Annotated in this window: 20 protein-coding genes and 1 pseudogene; 5 read left to right on the top strand and 16 right to left on the bottom strand. The window is 44.9% G+C overall.

Annotation, left to right across the window (positions count from 1 at the left end; all coding sequences use genetic code 11):
• Positions 1–7: 7 nt before the first annotated feature.
• The 6 genes from AB5618_RS00360 to AB5618_RS00335 all read right to left on the bottom strand — a co-directional run bounded on the left by AB5618_RS00360 (position 8) and on the right by AB5618_RS00335 (position 9440).
• Complete coding sequence (locus AB5618_RS00360; protein ID WP_148461976.1) at positions 8–1180, bottom strand: serine hydrolase; 1173 nt, start codon at positions 1178–1180, stop codon at positions 8–10.
• 147 nt (positions 1181–1327) lie between these two features.
• The gene (gene cls / locus AB5618_RS00355) at positions 1328–2878 is read right to left on the bottom strand and encodes a cardiolipin synthase (RefSeq protein WP_118578023.1); all 1551 of its coding nucleotides are present in this window, start codon (positions 2876–2878) and stop codon (positions 1328–1330) included.
• 174 nt (positions 2879–3052) lie between these two features.
• Positions 3053–3229 carry a 30S ribosomal protein S21 gene (gene rpsU, locus AB5618_RS00350; protein ID WP_004222305.1) on the bottom strand — a complete coding sequence of 59 codons (177 nt, stop codon included), beginning with the start codon at positions 3227–3229 and terminating at the stop codon, positions 3053–3055.
• 159 nt (positions 3230–3388) lie between these two features.
• Positions 3389–6028 carry an alanine--tRNA ligase gene (gene alaS, locus AB5618_RS00345; RefSeq protein WP_173769068.1) on the bottom strand — a complete coding sequence of 880 codons (2640 nt, stop codon included), beginning with the start codon at positions 6026–6028 and terminating at the stop codon, positions 3389–3391.
• Positions 6029–6238: 210 nt separating this feature from the next.
• The gene (tyrS, locus tag AB5618_RS00340; RefSeq protein WP_148461974.1) at positions 6239–7468 is read right to left on the bottom strand and encodes a tyrosine--tRNA ligase; all 1230 of its coding nucleotides are present in this window, start codon (positions 7466–7468) and stop codon (positions 6239–6241) included.
• Between the two features lie 598 nt (positions 7469–8066).
• On the bottom strand, positions 8067–9440 hold the full coding sequence (locus AB5618_RS00335; RefSeq protein ID WP_173769069.1) for a cell wall hydrolase: 1374 nt from the start codon (positions 9438–9440) through the stop codon (positions 8067–8069).
• A gap of 374 nt (positions 9441–9814) precedes the next feature.
• Here AB5618_RS00335 and AB5618_RS00330 point away from each other — a divergent pair, with 374 nt between their 5' ends.
• On the top strand, positions 9815–10105 hold the full coding sequence (locus AB5618_RS00330) for a hypothetical protein (protein ID WP_118578021.1): 291 nt from the start codon (positions 9815–9817) through the stop codon (positions 10103–10105).
• 174 nt (positions 10106–10279) lie between these two features.
• Here the strand turns inward: AB5618_RS00330 and AB5618_RS00325 are convergent, their stop codons facing one another.
• Together AB5618_RS00325 and AB5618_RS00320 are read right to left on the bottom strand one after the other, a co-directional pair.
• Positions 10280–10438: a hypothetical protein gene (locus tag AB5618_RS00325; RefSeq protein WP_173717738.1), complete on the bottom strand. Its 159-nt coding sequence runs from the start codon at positions 10436–10438 to the stop codon at positions 10280–10282.
• A gap of 57 nt (positions 10439–10495) precedes the next feature.
• A pseudogene (locus tag AB5618_RS00320) lies at positions 10496–10603 on the bottom strand (DUF6783 domain-containing protein); the annotation flags it as partial.
• 21 nt (positions 10604–10624) lie between these two features.
• On the opposite strand from AB5618_RS00320, the gene AB5618_RS00315 reads away from it, so the two are divergent.
• Positions 10625–10990 carry a hypothetical protein gene (locus AB5618_RS00315; RefSeq protein WP_173769070.1) on the top strand — a complete coding sequence of 122 codons (366 nt, stop codon included), beginning with the start codon at positions 10625–10627 and terminating at the stop codon, positions 10988–10990.
• Positions 10991–11065: 75 nt separating this feature from the next.
• On the top strand, positions 11066–11338 hold the full coding sequence (locus AB5618_RS00310; protein ID WP_173715952.1) for a hypothetical protein: 273 nt from the start codon (positions 11066–11068) through the stop codon (positions 11336–11338).
• Between the two features lie 24 nt (positions 11339–11362).
• On the opposite strand, the gene AB5618_RS00305 is transcribed toward AB5618_RS00310, so the two are convergent.
• The 7 genes from AB5618_RS00305 to AB5618_RS00275 form a co-directional block, all read right to left on the bottom strand.
• Positions 11363–12625: a competence/damage-inducible protein A gene (locus AB5618_RS00305; RefSeq protein ID WP_173715951.1), complete on the bottom strand. Its 1263-nt coding sequence runs from the start codon at positions 12623–12625 to the stop codon at positions 11363–11365.
• Positions 12626–12754: 129 nt separating this feature from the next.
• The gene (gene pgsA, locus AB5618_RS00300; protein WP_173769071.1) at positions 12755–13294 is read right to left on the bottom strand and encodes a CDP-diacylglycerol--glycerol-3-phosphate 3-phosphatidyltransferase; all 540 of its coding nucleotides are present in this window, start codon (positions 13292–13294) and stop codon (positions 12755–12757) included.
• Positions 13278–14615, bottom strand: coding sequence for a 30S ribosomal protein S12 methylthiotransferase RimO (rimO, locus tag AB5618_RS00295; protein WP_118578016.1), 1338 nt, complete (start codon positions 14613–14615; stop codon positions 13278–13280). The genes pgsA and rimO overlap by 17 nt, the downstream gene beginning before the upstream one ends.
• A gap of 1 nt (position 14616) precedes the next feature.
• Complete coding sequence (gene rpoZ / locus AB5618_RS00290) at positions 14617–14961, bottom strand: DNA-directed RNA polymerase subunit omega (RefSeq protein WP_173769072.1); 345 nt, start codon at positions 14959–14961, stop codon at positions 14617–14619.
• Between the two features lie 135 nt (positions 14962–15096).
• Positions 15097–15723 carry a guanylate kinase gene (gmk, locus tag AB5618_RS00285; protein ID WP_173769073.1) on the bottom strand — a complete coding sequence of 209 codons (627 nt, stop codon included), beginning with the start codon at positions 15721–15723 and terminating at the stop codon, positions 15097–15099.
• Positions 15716–15982 carry an extracellular matrix/biofilm biosynthesis regulator RemA family protein gene (locus AB5618_RS00280; protein WP_118578014.1) on the bottom strand — a complete coding sequence of 89 codons (267 nt, stop codon included), beginning with the start codon at positions 15980–15982 and terminating at the stop codon, positions 15716–15718. The genes gmk and AB5618_RS00280 overlap by 8 nt, the downstream gene beginning before the upstream one ends.
• A 211-nt stretch (positions 15983–16193) precedes the next feature.
• Positions 16194–17072, bottom strand: coding sequence for a YicC/YloC family endoribonuclease (locus AB5618_RS00275; protein WP_173769074.1), 879 nt, complete (start codon positions 17070–17072; stop codon positions 16194–16196).
• Positions 17073–17324: 252 nt separating this feature from the next.
• Between AB5618_RS00275 and AB5618_RS00270 the strand changes: the two genes are divergently transcribed.
• Positions 17325–19073 carry an NFACT family protein gene (locus AB5618_RS00270; protein WP_173769075.1) on the top strand — a complete coding sequence of 583 codons (1749 nt, stop codon included), beginning with the start codon at positions 17325–17327 and terminating at the stop codon, positions 19071–19073.
• A 131-nt stretch (positions 19074–19204) separates the two neighbouring features.
• Positions 19205–20761: an ABC-F family ATP-binding cassette domain-containing protein gene (locus AB5618_RS00265; RefSeq protein WP_173769076.1), complete on the top strand. Its 1557-nt coding sequence runs from the start codon at positions 19205–19207 to the stop codon at positions 20759–20761.
• 162 nt (positions 20762–20923) lie between these two features.
• Here AB5618_RS00265 and AB5618_RS00260 read toward each other — a convergent pair whose 3' ends face one another.
• A complete protein-coding gene (locus AB5618_RS00260; protein ID WP_173717732.1) occupies positions 20924–21982 on the bottom strand; it encodes a hypothetical protein in 1059 nt (352 codons plus the stop codon).
• Between the last annotated feature and the right edge of the window lie 60 nt (positions 21983–22042).

Genomic DNA, 22042 nt, shown 5'->3' with positions numbered 1-22042 from the left:
CTTTATATTACATTTCAAGAAGCAGCACATTTCTCAGCTTCCTCGTAAGATCAAATGTCCCTGCATCTTTCTTCTGCATCATCATAAGAATCGTCATATTCTCCTTGGGAAAATTGGCGAAATAGCAGCCAAGCCAGCCATCCCAGCCATATTCACCCTCGCAGCATGCAAAGGGTGCCTTCCACGGATCCGTCATCACACGCATCAGATTTCCATAAGAATATCCATTCATCTCCCACCATTTTTCAAACCACGCCTGCTGACATGATATAAGCTTGTGGGTGGTCATATATTCCACAGAAGCAGGCTTAAGGACCTGTCTGCCCTGAAAGCTACCTTTGTTTATCAGCATAGCCGCAAATCTGGAATAATCCTCAATGGTGGAAACAAGCCCTGCCCCTCCGGCTTCATAAGCAGGCGGTACGTCCATGGAAAGACGGATTCCCAGACTGTTGTCACGGAATTCTTTCATTTCACCGGCAGTCTGCTCATAAGTCATGGCCAGTCTGTCCAGCTTCTCACCTGGAACATAGAAATCTGTATCTTTCATTCCCAAAGGCACAAAAAGCTCTTTCTTAAGAAATTCACCGTATTTCATGCCGGAAGCCTTCTCCACCACTGCTGCCAGAATATCTGCGGATACCCCATACTTCCAGCGCTCTCCGGGCTGAAACTCCAAAGGACATCTGCCGATCTTATCTGCAAATTCCAGTGTTGTCATGGGATGCTCTGTATTCAGACGTGCATGTATTTCTTCCATCACATTTCCAACGGCAAACTCTGCGGCACTGCTGTTTCCGCCATAAGTCAAACCACTGGTCATAGACAACAAATGATAAACCGTTACATTATGCCATACTGGTGCCAGTCCGCCAGGTACAGACACCATCTGGTCTGCAAATCCCGGAATATATCTGGAAACCGGATCTGCCAGATCAATTACTCCTCTTTCAAATAAAATCATGGCCGCTGCCGCTGTAATCGGTTTCGTCATGGAAAAAAGACGGAATATGGTATCCCGTTCAATCATTTTCCCATTTGCTTTATCCGCATAGCCACACTGAAGATAGGCTTCCTCCTGGCCGTCCTTTATTACCATCATATTCATACCGGCAATCTGATTATCCTTTACTGCCTGATCCATAATCGTCTGAAGCTGTTTCTTTATCTCTTTTCTCATTTCTGACCTCCTGATTTATATATGGCAATGCCGCAGGTAAGGGGCATCATCTATATACTCATTCTGCATAAGGTTTAGAGCGTGTTTGAAAAATCATTTCCGCAATCTATACGCCTCAATTTGCAGAAACCCCTTTTTGAACACGCTCTACAGCATCGGTGCAAATAACCTTAGAATACTCTGCATCGCCCGCACTGCAATATTTCTTCCACGACAGAATTCCAAAGATACCGGATTACAATATTCCAGGGTATCTGTGAAATCCTTTTTAATATCATAAATCACCTGATTCCGATAGATCCATACACCATCCTCAAAGTGAAGATACAAGCTCCGGTAGTCCAGATTGATGGTTCCCACAACAGCGATCTCGTCATCACATACAAAGGACTTGGCATGTAAAAATCCCGGCTGATATTCATAGATTTTCACTCCTGCTTCCAGAAGCTGCTCGTAGTAAGACTGGGTAAGAAGAAATACCAGTTTTTTGTCTGGAATCCCAGGTGTCATCAGACGGACATCCACACCACTTTTTGCTGCGAGACAAAGAGCAGTCATCATCTCATTGTCAATAACAAGATAGGGTGTACAGATATACACATACCTTTTTGCACGATTGATAATATTCAGATAAACATTCTCTCCAACAGTCTCGTTATCCAGCGGAGAATCACAAAACGGCTGAATATATCCATCCCCTTCAAATGCCTCCGGATGCCATACATGAGGCAGATATTTCTCAAGTGAATGATCCTCACGGTTATTGGTAATCACATTCCACATATGGAGGAACATAGCAGTCATGTTCCAGACAGCTTCCCCCTTCAGCATAACCGCAGTGTCCTTCCAGTGTCCAAAGCGCTCCTTCTGGTTGATATACTCATCTGCCAGATTTACACCACCGGTAAATCCCACATATCCATCAATAATACAGAATTTCCGATGGTCACGGTTATTCTGGATAATATTCAGGATCGGACGGAAAGGATTGAACACCTGACACTTGATTCCTTTGGATCTCATGGTTTCATAATATTTATGAGGGAGCGTGGTAAGACATCCCATGTCATCATAAATCAGACGGACATCCACACCTTCCTGAACCTTCCTCTCCAGTATATCCAGTATGGTTCTCCACATTACTCCATCATGGATTATAAAATACTCAATAAAAATATAATGCTGTGCCTGCTCCAGTTCCCTTACAAGAACCGGGAACATGTCATCTCCAACCTGGAAATATTCTGCGGTAGTATTTCCGTGAATAGGATAACCTGCATTATGATATATATAATCAGACTGATTGCATGCAGATATATCTTCTGCCTCCAGAAGGTCATGTATTTCAGGATCTGTCTGTAAAAGATTACCGGACTTCATCAGCATCTCATTAAATCGATCCTGCATATAAGCAGCAATTCTGGAACGTCCAAATACAAGATACAAAACAAGGCCAAAAATTGGCAGGCATAGGATCAACATCGTCCATGCCAGTTTATACGAGGGATTTATCTTTCGATTCACAATTTTCAGAACAACCAGAATACTGATAACATCCAGAATAAAAGACATATATCTGGAATATCCTGCAAGACGCAGAAATATAGTCAACAGCCAGCCAAGCTGCACCGCCATGGCAAATATTACATAAAATACCCGGTTAAACAGAAGCTTGGCTATTTTTTTCAAAATCATCATAAGTTTATATTTTCTCCTTCATACACCGGTCAGCAACAAAACGGACATGTGGTCAGCCAGCGATATCACCATATATAAAAATCAGTTCTTCCCTGAAGACAATGAGCCAAATTTGAAGATATTGCGGGATTTAAAAATCCCTGACTGAATGCAGCCAGGGATTTTTGCGCACAATTAATTATATTTACGTTTTCTTGCGGCTTCAGATTTTTTCTTACGACGAACGCTTGGTTTCTCGTAATGCTCTCTTTTGCGGATTTCCTGCTGGATACCTGCTTTTGCACAGCTTCTCTTGAATCTGCGAAGAGCGCTATCTAAAGTCTCGTTTTCTTTTACGATAACGTTTGACATAGACTCACACCTAACCTCCCTCCAGTTGTAGATTGTGCTAAAATACAACTGTCTGGGTATTTTTCTTGCACGAACATTATTATATATCATGCACTCGGGGTTCGTCAACAACTTTTGGTTTAATTTTACAAAAATTTTTGACAAAATTTTGAGTGTTTTTTAGTGAATCTGTCCTTCCAGGATTCCGGCTGCTGCTTCGATTGCCTCGCCTGCCTTCTCCGGATTCTTTCCACCAGCCTGAGCCATATTCGGACGTCCGCCACCGCCGCCGCCAACGATTGCAGCAACAGCTTTGATCAGGTTTCCTGCATGTGCTCCTGCTTTCTGTGCAGAATCAGTAGCCATTGCAAGAAGGTTCACCTTGCCCTCATTTACTGCAGCAAGGACAACGACGCCCTCGCCCAGCTTCTCTTTCAGCTGGTCACCAAGATCACGAAGTCCGTTCATGTCAACGCCCTCTACCTTGGCAGCAAGGAGTTTCACACCTTTTACTTCTACAACCTGATTCATAACATCTCCCAGAGCACCCTGAGCCAGTTTGCTCTTCAGAGATTCATTCTCACTTGCAAGAGCCTTCACCTCACCCTGAAGATGTGTGATCTTCTCAATCATCTCGGAAGGGGTTGTTTTCAAAGCCTTGGCAGCCTCGTGAAGAAGTGCTTCCTGCTTCTTATAGTATTCCAGAACCCCGTTTCCGGTCAGTGCCTCAATACGGCGGACACCTGCTGCGATACCGGACTCAGAAACAATCTTAAACAGCATGATGGAGCTTGTATTTGCAACATGGGTACCACCACAGAGCTCTCTGGAGAAATCACCCATAGATACCACACGTACCTTCTGGGAATACTTCTCGCCAAACAGTGCCATAGCACCAGACTTCTTTGCTTCCTCAACATCCATGATATCGGTATGAACCTCAAGTCCTGCCTGAATCTGCTCATTTACAATTTTTTCAACTTTACCGATTTCCTCAGCAGTCATAGCTGTGAAGTGGGCAAAGTCGAAACGAAGTCTGTCAGCAGTTACAAGAGAACCCTTCTGCTCTACATGAGAACCAAGAACTTCTTTCAGAGCTTTCTGAAGAAGATGTGTCGCACTGTGGTTCTTCTCAATATCTTTTCTTGCAGCAACATTTACTTTCAGAGAAACGGTCTCTCCCTTGGAAATCATACCAGATTCCATATATCCTACATGACCGAATTTGCCGCCGCGAAGCTTGATGGTATCTTCTACGATGAATTTGCCATTTGCAGTCTCGATCACGCCGGTATCTCCAACCTGACCTCCCATAGTTGCATAGAAAGGTGTTTTCTCTACGAAAACAGTACCCTTCTGTCCTTCCATCAGGGAATCTACGATCTCAGCTTCTGTGGTAAGAACAGTAACCGGAGATTCAAAGGAAAGGTGATCGTATCCAACAAACTCTGTGGTAACAGAAGTATCGATCTGGTCATATACAGTAGCGTCAGCTCCCATATAATTGGTTACCTCACGGGAGGAACGTGCTTTCTCTCTCTGCTCATCCATAGCAGCCTTGAAGCCTTCCTCGTCGATCTCGTAGCCCTTCTCCTCAAGGATCTCCTTGGTCAGATCAAGAGGGAATCCATAGGTATCATATAATTTAAATGCGTTTTCACCGGAAAGAGTCTTCTCTCCAGCTGCATTCATAGCCTCTTCCATATCAGCCAGGATACGAAGTCCCTGGTCGATGGTCTTACCGAACTGGTTCTCCTCGTTGGTGAGAACGTTGAAGATAAATTCTTTCTTTTCTTCCAGTTCCGGATATCCATCCTTGGAACCGTCAATTACTTCTGCACTTAAAGTAGCAAGGAAGTTGCCCTCAATTCCCAGAAGTCTTCCGTGTCTTGCAGCACGGCGGATCAGACGGCGAAGTACATATCCACGTCCTTCATTGGTAGGCATAATACCATCGGAGATCATGAATGTCGCGGAACGGATATGGTCTGTGATCAGACGGATGGAAACATCGTCCTCATGATGTACCCCATACGGTTTGCCGGAAATCCTACTTACCAGGTTACGAAGGGAACAGATGGTATCTACATCGAAAATGGAATCTACGTCCTGGACAACAACAGCCAGACGCTCAAGACCCATACCGGTATCAATATTCTTCTGTTTCAGAGTTGTATAATTGCCATTTCCGTCATTCTCAAACTGGGTAAATACGTTGTTCCATACTTCCATGTAACGGTCGCAGTCACAGCCTACTGTACATCCCGGCTTGCCGCAGCCATATTTTTCTCCACGGTCATAGTAAATCTCGGAACATGGACCGCATGGACCTGCGCCGTGCTCCCAGAAGTTATCCTCTTTGCCAAATTTGAAAATACGCTCTGCCGGAATTCCGATCTCTTTATTCCAGATATCGAAAGCCTCATCATCCTCCAGATAAACAGACGGATAAAGACGGCTGGCATCCAGACCTACCACCTCAGTCAGGAACTCCCATGACCAGTGAATGGCCTCTCTTTTAAAGTAATCTCCAAAAGAGAAATTACCAAGCATTTCAAAGAATGTACCGTGACGTGCAGTCTTACCTACATTCTCAATATCACCTGTACGGATACATTTCTGACAGGTACTGACTCTTGTACGTGGTGGTTTCTCTGCTCCTGTGAAATATGGTTTCAGTGGTGTCATTCCTGCATTGATCAGCAGGACACTTTTATCGCCCTGTGGAACCAATGAAAAGCTTTTCAGAACAAGATGTCCCTTGCTTTCCATGAAATCCAGAAACATTTTTCGAAGTTCGTTTACTCCGTATTTCTTCATTTCAATTCTCCTCCTACGCAATAAAGAAGTACTTTCGTTACTGTAAACAATAACGTGCATTCCTCTTATTGGAATGCTTGCATGGTTTATATGATAGCATATATCTTTATCACGGTCAAAATATTTTTTGCATAAGTCGGGGACCAGTACAAAAATCTGTTTTCGCATCAACGATCAGATTTAGAGCATATCTGGTCCCCTTTTATGATCTTATTTTACAAATACTTTATTAAATTTCTTCTTTCCTCTCTTAAGGACAATACCGTCACCTGTGAGAGCGTCTTTGGAAAGTACATGTCTGATGTCCGTCACTTTCTCACCGTCAACGGAAACGCCGCCCTGCTCGATGGCTCTTCTTCCCTCGGAACGGGTTGTTACAAGAGCGGATTTTACAAGAAGGCTGATCAGGTCGATATTGCCTTCTTCGTCAAAATCCTCTGCTGCAAGCTCAGTGGTCGGCATATGCTCTGTATCAGCTCCGCCTGCAAAAAGTGCCTTGGCACCAGCCTCTGCCTTCTTCGCTTCCTCTGTTCCATGAACAAGCTCGGTAAGCTGGAATGCAAGGATCTCTTTTGCCTTGTTCAGCTGGCTGCCTTCCCATTTCTCCATCTCCTGGATTTCTTCCAGCGGAAGGAAGGTAAGAAGCTTCATGCATTTGATAACATCTGCGTCGTCCACATTTCTCCAGTACTGGTAGAAATCGAATGGAGATGTCTTATTTGGATCCAGCCAGACAGCACCAGACTGTGTTTTACCCATTTTCTTACCTTCTGAGTTAAGAAGAAGGGTGATTGTCATAGCATATGCGTCTTTTCCAAGCTTACGGCGAATCAGCTCAGTACCGCCAAGCATGTTGCTCCACTGGTCATCGCCACCGAACTGCATATTGCAGCCGTATTTCTGGTACAGCATATAGAAGTCATAGCTCTGCATGATCATGTAGTTAAATTCCAGGAAGCTTAAGCCTCTTTCCATACGCTGTTTGTAGCACTCTGCTGTAAGCATACGGTTAACAGAAAAGTGAGCTCCAACCTCACGTAAAAGCTCCACATAATTCAGGTTCATCAGCCATTCTGCATTGTTTACCATAAGTGCCTTTCCATCAGAAAAGTCGATGAAACGCTCCATCTGTTTCTTGAAACAGTCAATGTTATGCTGGATGGTCTCTTTCGTTAGCATCTGGCGCATGTCGGTTCTTCCGGATGGGTCACCGATCATACCGGTTCCGCCGCCAAGAAGGGCGATTGGTCTGTTCCCTGCCATCTGCAGACGTTTCATCAGGCAAAGTGCCATGAAATGTCCTACATGAAGGCTGTCTGCGGTTGGGTCAAATCCAATATAGAAAGTTGCCTTTCCGTTATTTACCATTTCTTTAATCTCATCTTCGTCTGTTACCTGGGCGATCAGGCCTCTGGCTTTCAGTTCTTCCCAAACTGTCATTTTATTTTCCTCCTGTAAAATAGATATATGAGCTGCTTATTCTCTCTTCACGAAAAAAGCCGCTGCAAATATAAAAAGCCCGGTTCTCATGCCCCTTTAGGACGAGAACCGGGTCCCGCGTTACCACCTAAATTTACAGAAAGCTCGCACTTTCTGCCTCGATAAGTGACCATACTGAAAATTTCTTCCAGACGATTATCCCCACAGACAATACTGTCCAAAAATAAATGTCTTCAAATACTCTTCAGAATTATCACCCCGGCATGATAACGTATGCCACTCCGTCACAGCCTACTGGATTTCTGCAATCAATCACAAGCGCCTGTCCGCTGCTGTCTCTGCCACTTCAAAACCGTTCGGTGCAAAGCTCCGGGATGTATTCACAATGGATCTCTGCACGCGCCTCTCACCATCCGGCAGCTCTCTGTGTGCTCTTTCCAAAGCTACTTGTTCCCTTCAAAGCCTTTCTCATTTAATACTTGCAAGTATACAAAGGCTGTCTGTTTTTGTCAAGGATTTTAGCTTTGTATTTTAGCAACTCACCGCGGTAAAGTTTGCTATTATCATTTATACTGTTTCTACATCTGTATAGCTACCTTTATACCCAGTCCACAAAAAATGTATGATCCTTGTATGTCTCATATACAACCTTTTTAAAATTCAATGGCTGTTTCCAGAATGCAGAAGTCATCATAAAATACTTATAATTAAAATCTTTGGCCTTGATTCCGCTTACTGTACGCGGTGTACCATTCAGCACATAAGCATTAAAACTGTCAAGTGCCTGCTGGGCAGCTTCATAAGCGCTTGCACGGTCAATAAACTGACCATTCAGACGTTTCAGCAACTGGTTGTTTGTCACGACTGAATACTGGGGGAAGGTAGTTCCCTGGTAAAGCACATAACGGACACTGGACGGAAACTCCTTGTCCAGAGTTCTGTTCAAAAGGCAGAGAGCAACTGCCTTCATACCTGCAATTCCCTGGTCTCCTGCCTCAGCCTCGCAGACAGCTGCCAGAATATCAAGATCAGACTTGGTTCCATCTGCAACTCCCGGATGACTCTTAAGCTCCTTCATAATAGTAAAATTGCGGCCACGTTTCTCATCATACCAGGTAAAGGTAATACTGCTGTCATTGTCATCCTTTCCTGAATCCTGTTTCTCGGAAGCAACACCATTGGAATCAAACGCGTAGGTCTTTCCTCCAATGGAAGCTGTAGTGTTTACGTACATCACGCCTGTTGTTCCAAAATAATAGCTGTTTCCATCCAGACTCAGCCAGCCGGTCTGCGCTTTGCCATCTGTGGTACTAAAATAATACCGCTTGCTTCCAACCTTACCAAAGCCTTTCTGATAACGGACTCCGCTGGTCTTGGAAAAATAATAGATATTTCCATCTACAGTCTTAAGTCCGGTATACATAATACCTGTGCTAGTATTAAAATAGCGGGTATATCCCTTAGAATCCGTGAACCAGCCGGTAAGCATCTGACCATTGCTCTTGAAATAACGTTTCTCTTTCTTAGCTGTGGTCTGCCAGCCCTTTACCATAGCGCCGGTTCCGCTGGTAAAATAATATTTCTTACCCTTTAAGGTCAGCCAGCCGCGGACAAGCTTACCATTGGAAGGTCTGAAATAACGGGTTACGGTTCCGCTCTTCAGAAAACCGGTGGCCATCACACCTTTTCCCTTGGTAAAATACCGGATGTTTCTGCCCTTACTGTCTTTTTGCCAGCCTTTTAACTGTACGCCTGTTTTTTTATTAAAATAGTATTTCTTGCCTTTCAGAGTCAGCCAGCCTTTCTGCTTGGCTCCGCTGGCTGTTATGTAGTAGGTCTTGCCGTTTATAGTCTTAAATCCGGCTTTCGCAGCCTGAACATCCCTTGTCATCAGAAAAACCGTACATAATGTGGCAATCACAAGCAGCACCAGAGCCAGACTTTGCTTTCTGTTTCTCTCTTCTTTTATCATAGCATTTTCCTCTCTTTGACCTGACTAATTCCGAAGCTTTCCCACCTCTGCTTTTCACAAACAGTTACTGTTTACTCCGTGACCAGTAACACGCTTCGCGATGCACAGAAATCATGCATTCGCATGATTTCGCGCTGAGATTCTCGGGTTTTCTGTGAACTTTGTTCACAAAAAACAGCGTTTGCTTCGCAGACTTAATTCTTAACAAATCAATCCTTGTTTTATATATTTTATGTCGAATTCTTTTCAAAGATTACAGAAATATTACGTTTCAGTTTATTATAGCCAAATTTCTCTTTTCTGTCAACTGCTTTGTCACACACCCCCTGTCCCCTCCATATGATGAACTGTAAACATTTTCTGGAGGTAACAGCATGAGTGATTTAGCTGCTACAAACTGTGGCTGCGGCGAGGAAAGATCCGGTTGCGGATGTGGTAACTGCGGTTGTAATAATGGCTGCGGATGTGACAATGGATGTGGGCTTTCCTTTGGGAACGGCTCCTGTGGATGCAATATTCTCTGGATCATCATTCTTCTTTGCGCATGCGGCGGCAACGGTATTGGCTGCAACAACAGCTGTGGCAACGGAAATGGTGACTGCTGCTGGATCATTATCATCCTTCTGCTTCTCTGCGGTGGATGGGGGAATGGCTGCGGCTGCTGATCTGAGTTTCCCACATATGAAAAAGGGCTGTCTTCTCAGTCCTTTTCAAAAAAATCGGGACAGCGGGAATTTTCCCCTGTCCCCTTTTTCAGGCATATTCTAAAAGCATTCTTACGTTTCCTTGTTTCTTTTTCAACCACGCTCTGGGTAGAAACTCTCTCCTGCAAATTGTCTTTAATCCCCGGTATGGTTTGCGGACTGCCTTCTTTCTTCTGACTGCTCCACACACCTGCCATTTCCTTCCTGTTTTCCTTGCTTCTTTCGCACACATTCCAGATCCAGCTCGTATATGGCATTTCCATCTATAATAAGCTTTTCATTTTCTCTTCTCATAACTTTCCCTCCTGACTTTGCGGGAAATTCATACATCCCCCTGCTATAGAATATGTTACAGATGTCAGAGCGTGTTTGAAAAATGCTTTCTGCAGAATGTGCGTCACAATTTGCAGAAGATTTCACCGTTTTCAAACCGTCGTCATATTTTAATAACAACAACATAGATATAGAAAAGGGATTTTTATGGATCAGGAATATATTGCCCAGACAGCTCTGGATCAGATGGTGGGAACTGACCAGGGACAGCTGTTAAAAGCTCTCATCCCCTATTTTCCACCCAGGCAGCAACAGTTTCTGTCCGTTTTTGCAAAAGCCAGGGAACTTTCCAATACAGTCGCTCTTTTTACAAAGCCGTCAGAAGCCATGCATATACAGGCTGCAGCAGCCCCTGCCCAGCCTCTTGAAGTCATAAACGACCTGCGCCGCTACTGTTTTGGAGATATACGAAAGACTCTGGATCAGATCACCAATATGATGACCATGGCAGAAATGCTGAGGATGATGAATGAACCATCTCCAGAAGATAATTGCGAAGAAGAACGACAGTAAAAACAGAAAAATTTCATTCAAAACGGACATGTCGCCGATTGGCAGCATTACTATATAAGAAAGGAATGATTCCATATGGATGACAACTGGCAGGATAATCCAAAGCTTGCAGATATAGACAAAAACAAGCTTGACATGCTCCAGCAGATGGCCCGGCAAGGAGCCGGAAAATCTCCCTCTGATCTGCTGCCCTTTATTATGAATGCAGCTTCCCAGGGGAGAAATGCCGGTCTGAACTTTAACAGTAATGAAATCAATACCATCATCGAGGTTTTGAAAATGGGAAAAAGCCCACGGGAACGTGCAAAGCTTGATAAAGTGGTAAACCTGATGAAGATGATGAAGTAAAGCATTTTCTGCGATTAAGAAAACTTACTCCTCAACTTCTCCCATCATGCACTCGCGAAGCAGCACCAGTGCACTGGCAACAGCCTGCTGACGGATTTTGGTCCTGTTTCCGGTAAAATGATATTCCCGGGTAACCGTATGTCCATTGCAGCAGCAACCCATAAACACGGTTCCAACAGGAGTCTCACTGGTTCCGCCATCCGGGCCTGCAAGGCCGGTAACAGAAAGACAGATATCAGCTCCTGAAGCTGCGCAGCCGCCCTTTGCCATCTGTCTGGCACATTTTGCAGAAACAGCTCCTACTGTTTTCAACGTGGATTTCTTCACCCCAAGGCATTCTCTCTTGGCACGGTTGCTGTAAGTAACAAATCCATGGGTAAACACCTGGGAAGCACCTGGAACATTTACAATGCGGGCAGCAATGGCACCACCTGTACAGGATTCTGCAAGAGATAGAGTTAATTCTTTCTCCTTCAGCAGATCCACAACAGATTCTTCCAGCGTTTTGTCCGCATCCAGGGCAAATACATTTTTGCCGAATCGCTTTTGAAGTTCCTTTACTACAGGTTTGATCAGCTTCTTGCAGGATTTCTCATCCTCACCCTTGGCTGTAATACGGAGATGAACCTCTCCTGTCTTTGCATATGGGGCAAGCGTTGGATTTGTCTGGGCCTCGATCATATCCTGAATATCGGCAGCCACCTGGCTCTCACCGATTCCACAGATCTTCACAACCTGGGAGCAGATGATCTCCGGCTGTTTCTTGCGAAGATATGGGAAAACAGACTCCTCAAACATAGGGATCAGCTCGTTAGGAGGTCCCGGAAGAAGAATGGCAGTCTTACCGTTTTTCTCAAGGATCAGACCAGGCGCTGTACCGTTGTGGTTATCAAGCACAACAGCGCCTTCCGGAACCTGCGCCTGCTTATAATTATTGGAGGTCACACGTCTGTCCGGATGATTCTTCTTATATTCCTTCATATAGCGCTCAATACGCTTACGGGAATGAGGATCTTCAGAAAGAGGAAGTCCCATTACCTCAGCACATACTTCCTTAGTCAGATCATCCTCAGTTGGTCCAAGACCTCCTGAAAGAATTACCACATCAGATCTGTCAAGGGCAGATGCGATCACAGCTTTCATTCGGTCGCGATTATCTCCCACAACAGACTCATAGTAAACAGAAAGTCCCAGCTGGGCACATTTCTCAGAAAGATATGCGCTGTTGGTGTTTACAATGTTTCCCAGCAAAATCTCAGTTCCTACAGCTACAAGTTCTGCAATCATTTTTATATACCTCTTTTCCAGAGCATGTTTGAAAAAGGCCAACATCTCTGCTTACAAAGATGCTGGCTGGTTTACATTCAGATATTCACACGCACTGCACGCAAAAGCATTCCGCGGGCAGTGACTATTTTATTCCTGCATGGAAATTACATTCTTATTCTGCACAATATACGTGATCAGAGAGATCACCGTCAGAGCAAGTGATACCCATACAAAAATCTGTGTCAGTATTTCAAAAACTCCCCCAAAGTTCAGGATCAGAAGAATGATCATGACCATCTGGGATACAGTTTTAAATTTGCCCCAGTAGTTTGCAGCGATGACAACGCCGTTCTCGGCAGCGATCAGTCTGAAGCCACTGATAATAAATTCTCTTGCAATGATAATGATCACGAACCATGCCGGCAGGCGGTCAAGCTCGATCATGCAGATCAGTGCAGAACAAACAAGAAGCTTGTCAGCAAGAGGATCCATGAATTTACCAAAATTGGTAACCAGATTATTCTTGCGGGCAAGATAACCGTCAAACCAGTCCGTAATACTTGCCACTACAAAAATAGCAAGGCAGATATAGCGGTTGGCATCTCCGCCCCAGCCAGTCAGAATAAATAATACAAAAAACGGTACCAGGATCATTCTGGCAATAGTCAGTTTATTCGGTGTATTCATCTTCCAGCTCTCCTATCAAATCGTACTCCAAAGCTCCGGTAACCCGGACTCTCGCAAAATCTCCTGTCATGAGAAGTTCGCCAGTCTGTACAAAAATATATCCATCGACCTTCGGCGCATCTCCGTAGGTGCGTCCGATGTACGCACTCTCTCCGGATACTTTGCCCTCGATCATAACAGTCAGCACCTGACCAACGCGGCTCTCACCCTTTTCAAGAGAAATTTCCTGCTGAAGTTCCATGATCTCATCGCGTCTGGCTTCCTTGACCTCCTCCGGAATCTGATCTTCCATAGTGGCTGCCGGGGTATCCTCCTCAGCAGAGTATGGGAAAACACCAAGGCGGTCAAACTCGATCTCATCCACAAACTCCATCAGTTCTTCGTGGTCTTCCTGTGTCTCTCCAGGAAAACCACTGATCAGGGTTGTACGAAGGAAAATATCCGGGATCTCCCGGCGCAGCCTGCCAATAATATCCACCAACTCCTGCTTGGTGGTACGGCGGCCCATGCGTTTCAGCACACGGTCACTTGCATGCTGGATCGGAAGATCCAGATAATGACAGATCTTCTTCTCTTCCTTCATAGTCTGAATCAGCTCATCATAAATCTCTTCCGGGTAACAGTACAAAATACGGATCCAGCGGATTCCCTTTATTTTGCAAAGCTCCTTTAAAAGGACATGAAGAGATTTCTTTCCATAGATGTCCTTGCCATATACAGTGGTCTCCTGGGCAACCAGAATCAGCTCTTTCACCCCTTTTTCAGCAAGAGACCGGGCTTCTTTTACGAGCTGCTCCATAGGCACGCTTCTGTAGCCGCCCCGGAGTCTGGGGATAATACAGTAGGTACAATGCTTGTCACAGCCTTCTGCAATTTTCAGATATGCAAAATGTCCACCTGTGGTCAACATACGCTTGCCGGAAATATCCGGAAGAAAATCAATGCTCTTGTACTCTTCAAAGTGTCTACCTGCCTGGGCTTCCTTTACAGCCTTGCTGATATCGCCGTAAGAGGTTGTACCAAGAATGGCATCCACTTCAGGTATTTCCTCTGAAATTTCTTTCTTGTAACGCTGTGCCATGCAGCCGGTAACGATCAGCACCTTGCAGGTACCTGCCTTTTTCTTCTCTGCCATTTCAAGAATGGTATTTACACTTTCTTCTTTGGCATCACCGATAAAACAGCAGGTATTGACAATAATGACCTCTGCTTCGTCCTCATCATCAACAATCTCATGTCCGTCTGCAGCAAGCATTCCAAGCATTTCCTCAGAATCTACCAGATTCTTATCACATCCAAGGGAAATGAACAGTAATTTCATATTATTCTGCACTCTCCTCAGACTCAGCAGGATCAACTGCAGCTACAGGTTCTTCAGAAGCAATTTCCTCTGCAGAATGTCCTGCGATCTCTGCTAAATCCTCTTCCTCATGTTTACCTGGAAGGATCTTAACCTTGCCGTGATATAACTCGTCAATTGCGATAGAAAGAGGTTTCTTGCCTTTAACATTGTCTGCCAACGGCTTTGCACCACCGATCAGCTGACGCGCACGCTTGCTTGTAGCAAGAATCAGGGAATAACGACTGTTGAGCACCATGCTCTCATCGTCGTCCTCATTGTTCGTATTGATTGCTTCGATTAACTCAGAATAAGATGGATGGATCATATATATACTCCTTTCAAAAATTGTGATTATTGTTATTATTTTTATAAAGATTCGCAGTTTCAAACTGTGTTTTCGTGAATAAATCTGCAAATCGATATTTCATTTTATGGCAGTTTCATCTGCTCTTTATTTGGATTATTCTTCCACAAACTTTGCTGCCTGTGCCTGGATCTCATGGATAAAACCAAGGTTTCTCCTCATGGCGAAATGTTCGCTCTGAATAATATTATGAAGCCTGTCTACAGCATCCTCCAGCTGGTCATTCACCAGAAGATAGTCGTACTCGTCAACTCCTTCTGCCTCCTGTGCAGCTCTTGCAAGACGCTGGTGGATCACTACCGCAGTCTCAGTGCCTCTTCCAACAAGACGCTCTTTCAGTTCCTCCATGGAGGGCGCTGTTACAAATACCAGCACAGCTTCCGGGAATTTCTTCTTGATCTTGCGAGCTCCCTGAATCTCGATCTCCAGGATCACATCCCTGCCTGCTGACAACTGCTCCTCCACATAAGCCTTAGGTGTGCCGTAGTAATTCTCCACGTACCAGGCATATTCGATCAGCTGATCCTGACGGATCATTTCCTCAAATTCTTCTTTTGTGCGGAAAAAGTATTCTCTTCCGTCTTCTTCCCCTGGTCTGGGGTTTCTGGTGGTGGCAGATACAGACAATGCATAATTGTCGTACTTCGCCATCAGGCTTTTCATAATGGTGCCTTTTCCTGCTCCGGAAAATCCGGAAACAACTGCCAAAACTCCTCTACTCATGGCCCTCTCCCTTATTTTCTATAACTTCTGCAAATCTGCGGGCGATCGTGTCCGGCTGGATCGCAGATAATATCAGAATGTGGTCTGAAGTAACGATCACGGACTTGGTCTTTCTTCCCTGAGTGGCATCCACAAGGGAATTGGAACCTTTCACACTCTGAACCATTCGTTTCACCGGAGCGGCATCCGGGTTTACCACAGCTACGATTTTCTGGGAATTCACCACATTGCCGAATCCGATATTGATTAATTTTGCCATGTTTTCACCCTTCTGTCAATATGGAAAGCTTACGTCTTTGATTCTCTAGTACATCGCTTCGTAAATAACTATACCAATCACGTAGGATGTGGATTCGAGTGTGCAGGTATAAAAACGCAGGCGTAGCGGGCTACGCCGAGGCTTTTATACCTGTGCAATCGGATTCACAGACAAGTGAGTGGTATAGTTATTTCGAAAACGATGTACTAGGTTACTCCACATTCTGAACCTGTTCTCTGATCTTCTCAATCTCTGTCTTCAGATCAATCGCTATATTGGAAATAATCAGATCACTTGATTTCGACAAAATGGTATTTGCCTCACGGTTCATCTCCTGTGCCATAAAATCAAGCTTGCGTCCGATGCCTTCCTTCTCCTCCAGCATCTTCTTCATTCCCTGGATATGGCTGTGGAGACGGACGGTTTCCTCATCGTTGCAGATCTTGTCGGAGAACAGGACAACTTCTGCTGCAATACGGGAATCTTCGATCTGAGAATCCTCCAGAAGCTCATGAACCTTGGCTTCCAACTTCTCTCTGTAAGAATCCACAACCTCCGGAGAGCGGGCTTCTACCTGACTTACCTTCTCATCAAGAGCATCCAGCTTGGCGATCAGGTCGTTCTTCAGATTCTCTCCCTCGCTTGCACGGGACTGGGCAAATTTCTCGCAGGCCTCACGAAGCGGTGCTTCCAGAACTGCCCACAATGCGTCCTCATCTACAGACTGCTCCTCCATAGTCAGCACGTCCGGATAACGGGAAAGAGCTCCTGCCTTCACATCGTTCTCAAGGCCAAATTCCTCTGCCATCTGACGGATATATGCAAGATATTCTCCTGCAAGCTCCTTATTATACTTCAGTGCGCCACAGCTTAAGGTGTAGTCCTCATATGTGATAAACACATCCACTTTACCACGCTGCATATAGGTCTTCATAAGATTCCGGATCGCGCCCTCAAGGAAAACCAGCTTCCTTGGCATTTTGATACTCAGATCCAGATATCTGTGATTGACGGATTTTAACTCAACGGTGATTTTCCGCTCTTTTGTAATCACCTCGGCTCTTCCAAAGCCGGTCATACTTTTTATCATAGTAATCTCTTTCTTTATTTTTATTCCGAATACTGTCTGAAAAGAGTACTATTCCGCATAACAGAATCGTCTCTGATATTCAGGCAATAACTCTACGCAGGTTACCGTTCACAGTTGCCTACGCATACAGATTTATTATAGTTCATTCTAAAACCCTAGTCAAATCCTTTTTTTGCTGTTATAATAAAGTCTGCATGTCACGGTTACTGGTCACGGAGCGACCGGTAACCTGTCAGCAGAAAGGAGTTTTTTATGGCTTTTGACGGAATTACCATTGCTGCAATGGTTTCTGAATTAAATAAAAATCTCTCCGGGGGACGCATTAACAAAATTGCCCAGCCGGAAAGTGACGAACTGCTGATCACCGGAAAAGGTGCAAATGGTCAGAAGCGTCTGCTTCTCTCCGCCAGCGCCTCCCTGCCTCTGATCTATTTTACAGGCAAAAACCGGATCAGCCCTTTGACTGCTCCTAATTTTTGCATGCTTCTCCGCAAGCACATCGGAAGCGCCAGGATCACTGCGATACGCCAGCCTGGTCTGGAGCGTGTTGTAGAATTTGAGCTGGAGCACCTGAACGAACTTGGCGATGTATGCCATAAGGTTCTCATTATGGAACTGATGGGAAAGCACAGCAACATTATCTTCTGTGATGATAATAATATGATCCTGGACAGTATCAAGCACGTATCCTGCAACGTAAGTTCTGTACGTGAAGTTCTGCCAGGACGCCCTTATTTCATCCCCCACACTCAGGACAAGCTGGATCCTCTTACCATTTCCAGAGAGGATTTCATGGAGAAAGTTTGCGGCAGATCCAATGCCGTCTCCAAAGCTCTCTATCAGACGCTTACCGGTTTCAGCCCGGTAATGGCTCAGGAACTTTGCTATCGCGCTTCCATTGATGGAAATGACGATGTCCAGACATTAGATGAGAATACCAAAGAGCAGCTTTATACAGAATTTACCCGTTTAATGGAGCAGATCCGTGGGGAAGAATTTACCCCGGTTATTGTTTTCAAAGGGGACGAGCCGGTTGAATACGGTGTTCTTCCTTTTTCCCAATATGGAGAAGGCTTCACCACCCGGACCTTTGAATCTGTGTCAGAGATGCTGGAAACCTATTATGCCTCCCGCGACGTGATCACCCGTATCCGTCAGAAATCTGCGGACCTCCGAAAGATCGTCCAGACTGCCCTTGACCGCAACCGCAAAAAATTAAGCCTTCAGCAGAAGCAGATGAAAGACACTGAGAAAAAGGACAAATACAAGGTTTACGGCGAATTGATCAACACCTACGGCTACGGCCTGGAAGAAGGCTGCAAATCCTTTAAGGCTGTGAACTATTATAATGGAGAAGAAATCACTATTCCTCTTGATCCTACCCTGACTCCTCAGGAGAATTCCAAGAAGTATTTCGATCGTTACGGTAAGCTGAAACGTACTCAGGAAGCTCTGGAGGTTCAGATTGCAGACACCACCAGCGAGATCGAACATCTGGAATCCATCTCCAATGCCCTGGACATTGCCGCTGAGGAGAGCGACCTTTCCCAGATCAAGGAAGAGCTGATGGAATACGGCTATGTAAAGCGCCACTACGGAAACAAAAAAGGTGCCAAAATGCAGGTGAAATCCAAACCCTTCCACTATGTTTCCAGCGATGGCTACGATATTTATGTAGGAAAAAACAACTACCAGAATGATGAGCTAACCTTTAAATTTGCCACAGGAAATGACTGGTGGTTCCATGCCAAAAAGATGCCGGGCTCCCATGTTGTGGTAAAGACAAAAGACGGCACACTTCCGGACCGCACCTTTGAAGAAGCAGGAAATCTTGCAGCCTTTTATTCCAAGGGACGCACTGCACCAAAGGTAGAGATTGATTATCTCCAGAAAAAGAATGTGAAGAAGCCGGCTGGAGCCAAACCGGGATTTGTAGTTTATTATACAAACTATTCTCTGATGGCTTCACCAGATATTGCAGGAATCCAGCAGCTATCCTGATTGTAACCGTTTTTCCCTCTTTGCATGCAGCCCTGAATTTGCGAAACGGCTGCTCTGCAAACCGCAAGCTGCTATCTATATACACCGGAGCCTGTTTCAAACGCGCTCTGATTTAAGAACAGGAGTTATCTATGAGTATTTTAAATGTTGAACACCTTACCCACGGCTTTGGTGACAGAGCCATTTTCCATGATGTTTCCTTCCGTCTTTTAAAAGGAGAACATATTGGCCTGGTAGGCGCCAACGGAGAGGGAAAATCCACCTTCTTCAATATTGTAACTGACAAACTGATGCCAGATGAGGGCAGGATTCAGTGGGCAAAAAATGTCCGCGTAGGTTATCTGGACCAGCATTCTGTCCTCGCTCCTGGCATGACCATCCGCGACGTGCTGAAATCTGCTTTTTCCTGGCTTTTTGAACTGGAAGAACGAATGAATACCATCTGTGATTCCCTTGGTGAAGCCTCCCCGGAAGAAATGGAAACTCTTATGGAGGAACTGGGAACTATCCAGGATACCCTGACCATGCACGACTTCTACGTAATTGATTCCAAAGTAGAAGAGGTTGCCCGGGCACTTGGTCTTCTGGATCTTGGACTTGACCGTGATGTCACAGATCTCAGCGGCGGACAGCGTACCAAGGTGCTCCTTGCCAAGCTGCTTCTGGAGAAACCAGATATTCTTCTTCTGGATGAACCCACCAACTATCTGGATGAAGAGCACATTGCATGGCTGAAACGCTATCTCCAGGAATATGAGAATGCCTTTATCCTGATTTCCCACGATATCCCGTTTCTCAATGATGTGATCAATATCGTTTATCATATGGAAAATCAGGAGCTGAACCGTTATGTAGGCGATTATGACCACTTCCAGGAAGTCTATGAAGTGAAAAAGGCTCAGTTAGAGGCGGCTTACCGCCGCCAGCAGCAGGAAATCAGCGAACTGAAGGATTTCGTTGCCAGAAACAAGGCCCGGGTTTCCACCAGAAACATGGCAATGTCCCGCCAGAAAAAGCTGGACAAAATGGATGTGATCGAACTGGCTGCCGAGAAACCAAAGCCGGAGTTTCATTTCAAACAAGGACGCACCCCTGGCAAATACATCTTCGAGACAAAGGATCTTGTGATCGGATATAACGAGCCCCTTTCCCGCCCTCTCACCCTTTCCATGGAAAGAGGCCAGAAAATCGCGCTTGTAGGTGCCAACGGAATTGGAAAAACAACTCTTCTGAAAAGTATTCTTGGTCTGATCCCATCATTGAAGGGAACCAGGGAATTAGGGGACAATCTGCAGATCGGATATTTTGAGCAGGAGGTAAAAGGTGACAATAAAACTACCTGTATTGATGAGATCTGGGCAGAATTCCCATCTTATACCCAGTATGAAGTCCGCTCCGCACTTGCAAAATGCGGTCTCACCACCAAACATATTGAGAGTCAGGTCCGTGTGCTTTCCGGCGGTGAGCAGGCCAAGGTCCGCCTTTGCAAGCTGGTAAACAAAGAGACAAATGTCCTTCTTCTTGACGAGCCTACCAACCACCTGGATGTGGATGCAAAAGAGGCTCTGAAGGAGGCATTAAAGGAATACCGTGGAAGTGTGCTTCTCATCTGCCATGAGCCGGAATTTTATCAGGATGTGGTTTCACAGGTGTGGGACTGCAGTAAATGGACAACTAAGATCCTGTAAATGCTATATTAAGATTATTATTTTATAAATAAAACAGCATCCAGACAGAATATACTTCTTCATAATTCTGTCTGAATGCTGTTTTTATTTCATATATAGTGATGTCACTTGCAGCAGCATGTCCATTTAGAATAATTTGTCATTCTACTATATCTCATTCTATCAGTTCACAAACTGAATGATTCCGGATACCTGCTCGTATGCACTATCCCAGTCCTGACCACTTGCCAGTCCTTTTACTTTTCCCTTAATCGTTACTCGCTTGGAAGCCGCATATCCGGAAGCATCTGCCTTGATTCCCTTATTGGTTGTGAAGTCATGCGTACCCCAGATCTTATCTGCATAATATTTGCCGTCAGCCTTCAATTCAATATTGCTGAATGTGGCATTTACAGAATCTCCGTTTAATCTTGCAGAACCCTCTACGCGAAGATAGACAGTTGTGTTTGCAAGACTGCTGTTTTTAACTGTTTTGGCAAGTTTGCCGTTGATGTAGCAGCTGCAGGTTCCGTCTTTTTTCACAGTCAGCATTACATGGTAAGTCTTATCTCTGGCCGCTTCCTGAACCCAGATATAGTTCTGACCGCCTGCACCATTGTGGGCTACATTCTCGATCATGAACCATGCCTTACCTGTATAGGGAGCTCTTGCATGTTTGTCATACTGGATACCAAAGCTTACTGCAGAGGTCGCCGTGCAGGCAACCAGCTTCGCATGGTAACCGGAACCGGAACCAGAAAGTACCATATCCGTTTCAATGGTATATTCGGAAGCTGTATTTGCAACAGTGGAACCTGTTGCCGTGGTATTTCCGCCGGCAGTATCCGGTTTCGTTGTGGTTGGCACCTCATAAACAATTTTCAGTCCTTTTTTGTTATAGGAACTTACTTTCTTTCCTTTGTAGGCTTTTACTGTGTAGTAGTATGTAGTTCCACTCTTCACTTTTTTATCTGTGTAAGATGTTTTGGAACCGCCTTTCACAGTTTTGATTTTTTTCCAGGAACTATTTTCTGTCTTACGCATAACATAGTAGCCTGAAGCGCCTTTACTCTTTTTCCAGGTAATTTTAACACTTTTGTTTACACGTACCACCTTGGAAAGCCTCGGTGCTTTTAATGCTGCTGCCTGAACCGCCTCTGCTTTTCCAAATGAATAAACCGGAAATACAAGCATAAAAGCAAGTAAAAACAGCATAATCTTTTTGATTCCTTTTCTGTTCATAATATTCCTCCTTCTTTCCTCATATGAACTTCCATCATAAAAGACGGAGAACTTCTTCAA

Origin of the sequence: Ruminococcus sp. J1101004sp1_RTP21198st1_B9_RTP21198_201120, from assembly GCF_040924245.1 — a bacterium.
Classification (GTDB): Bacteria; Bacillota; Clostridia; order Lachnospirales; family Lachnospiraceae; genus Blautia_A; species Blautia_A faecis.
The sequence above is the reverse complement of the archived record's forward strand: the minus strand, read 5'-3'. Positions and strand labels throughout refer to the sequence as shown.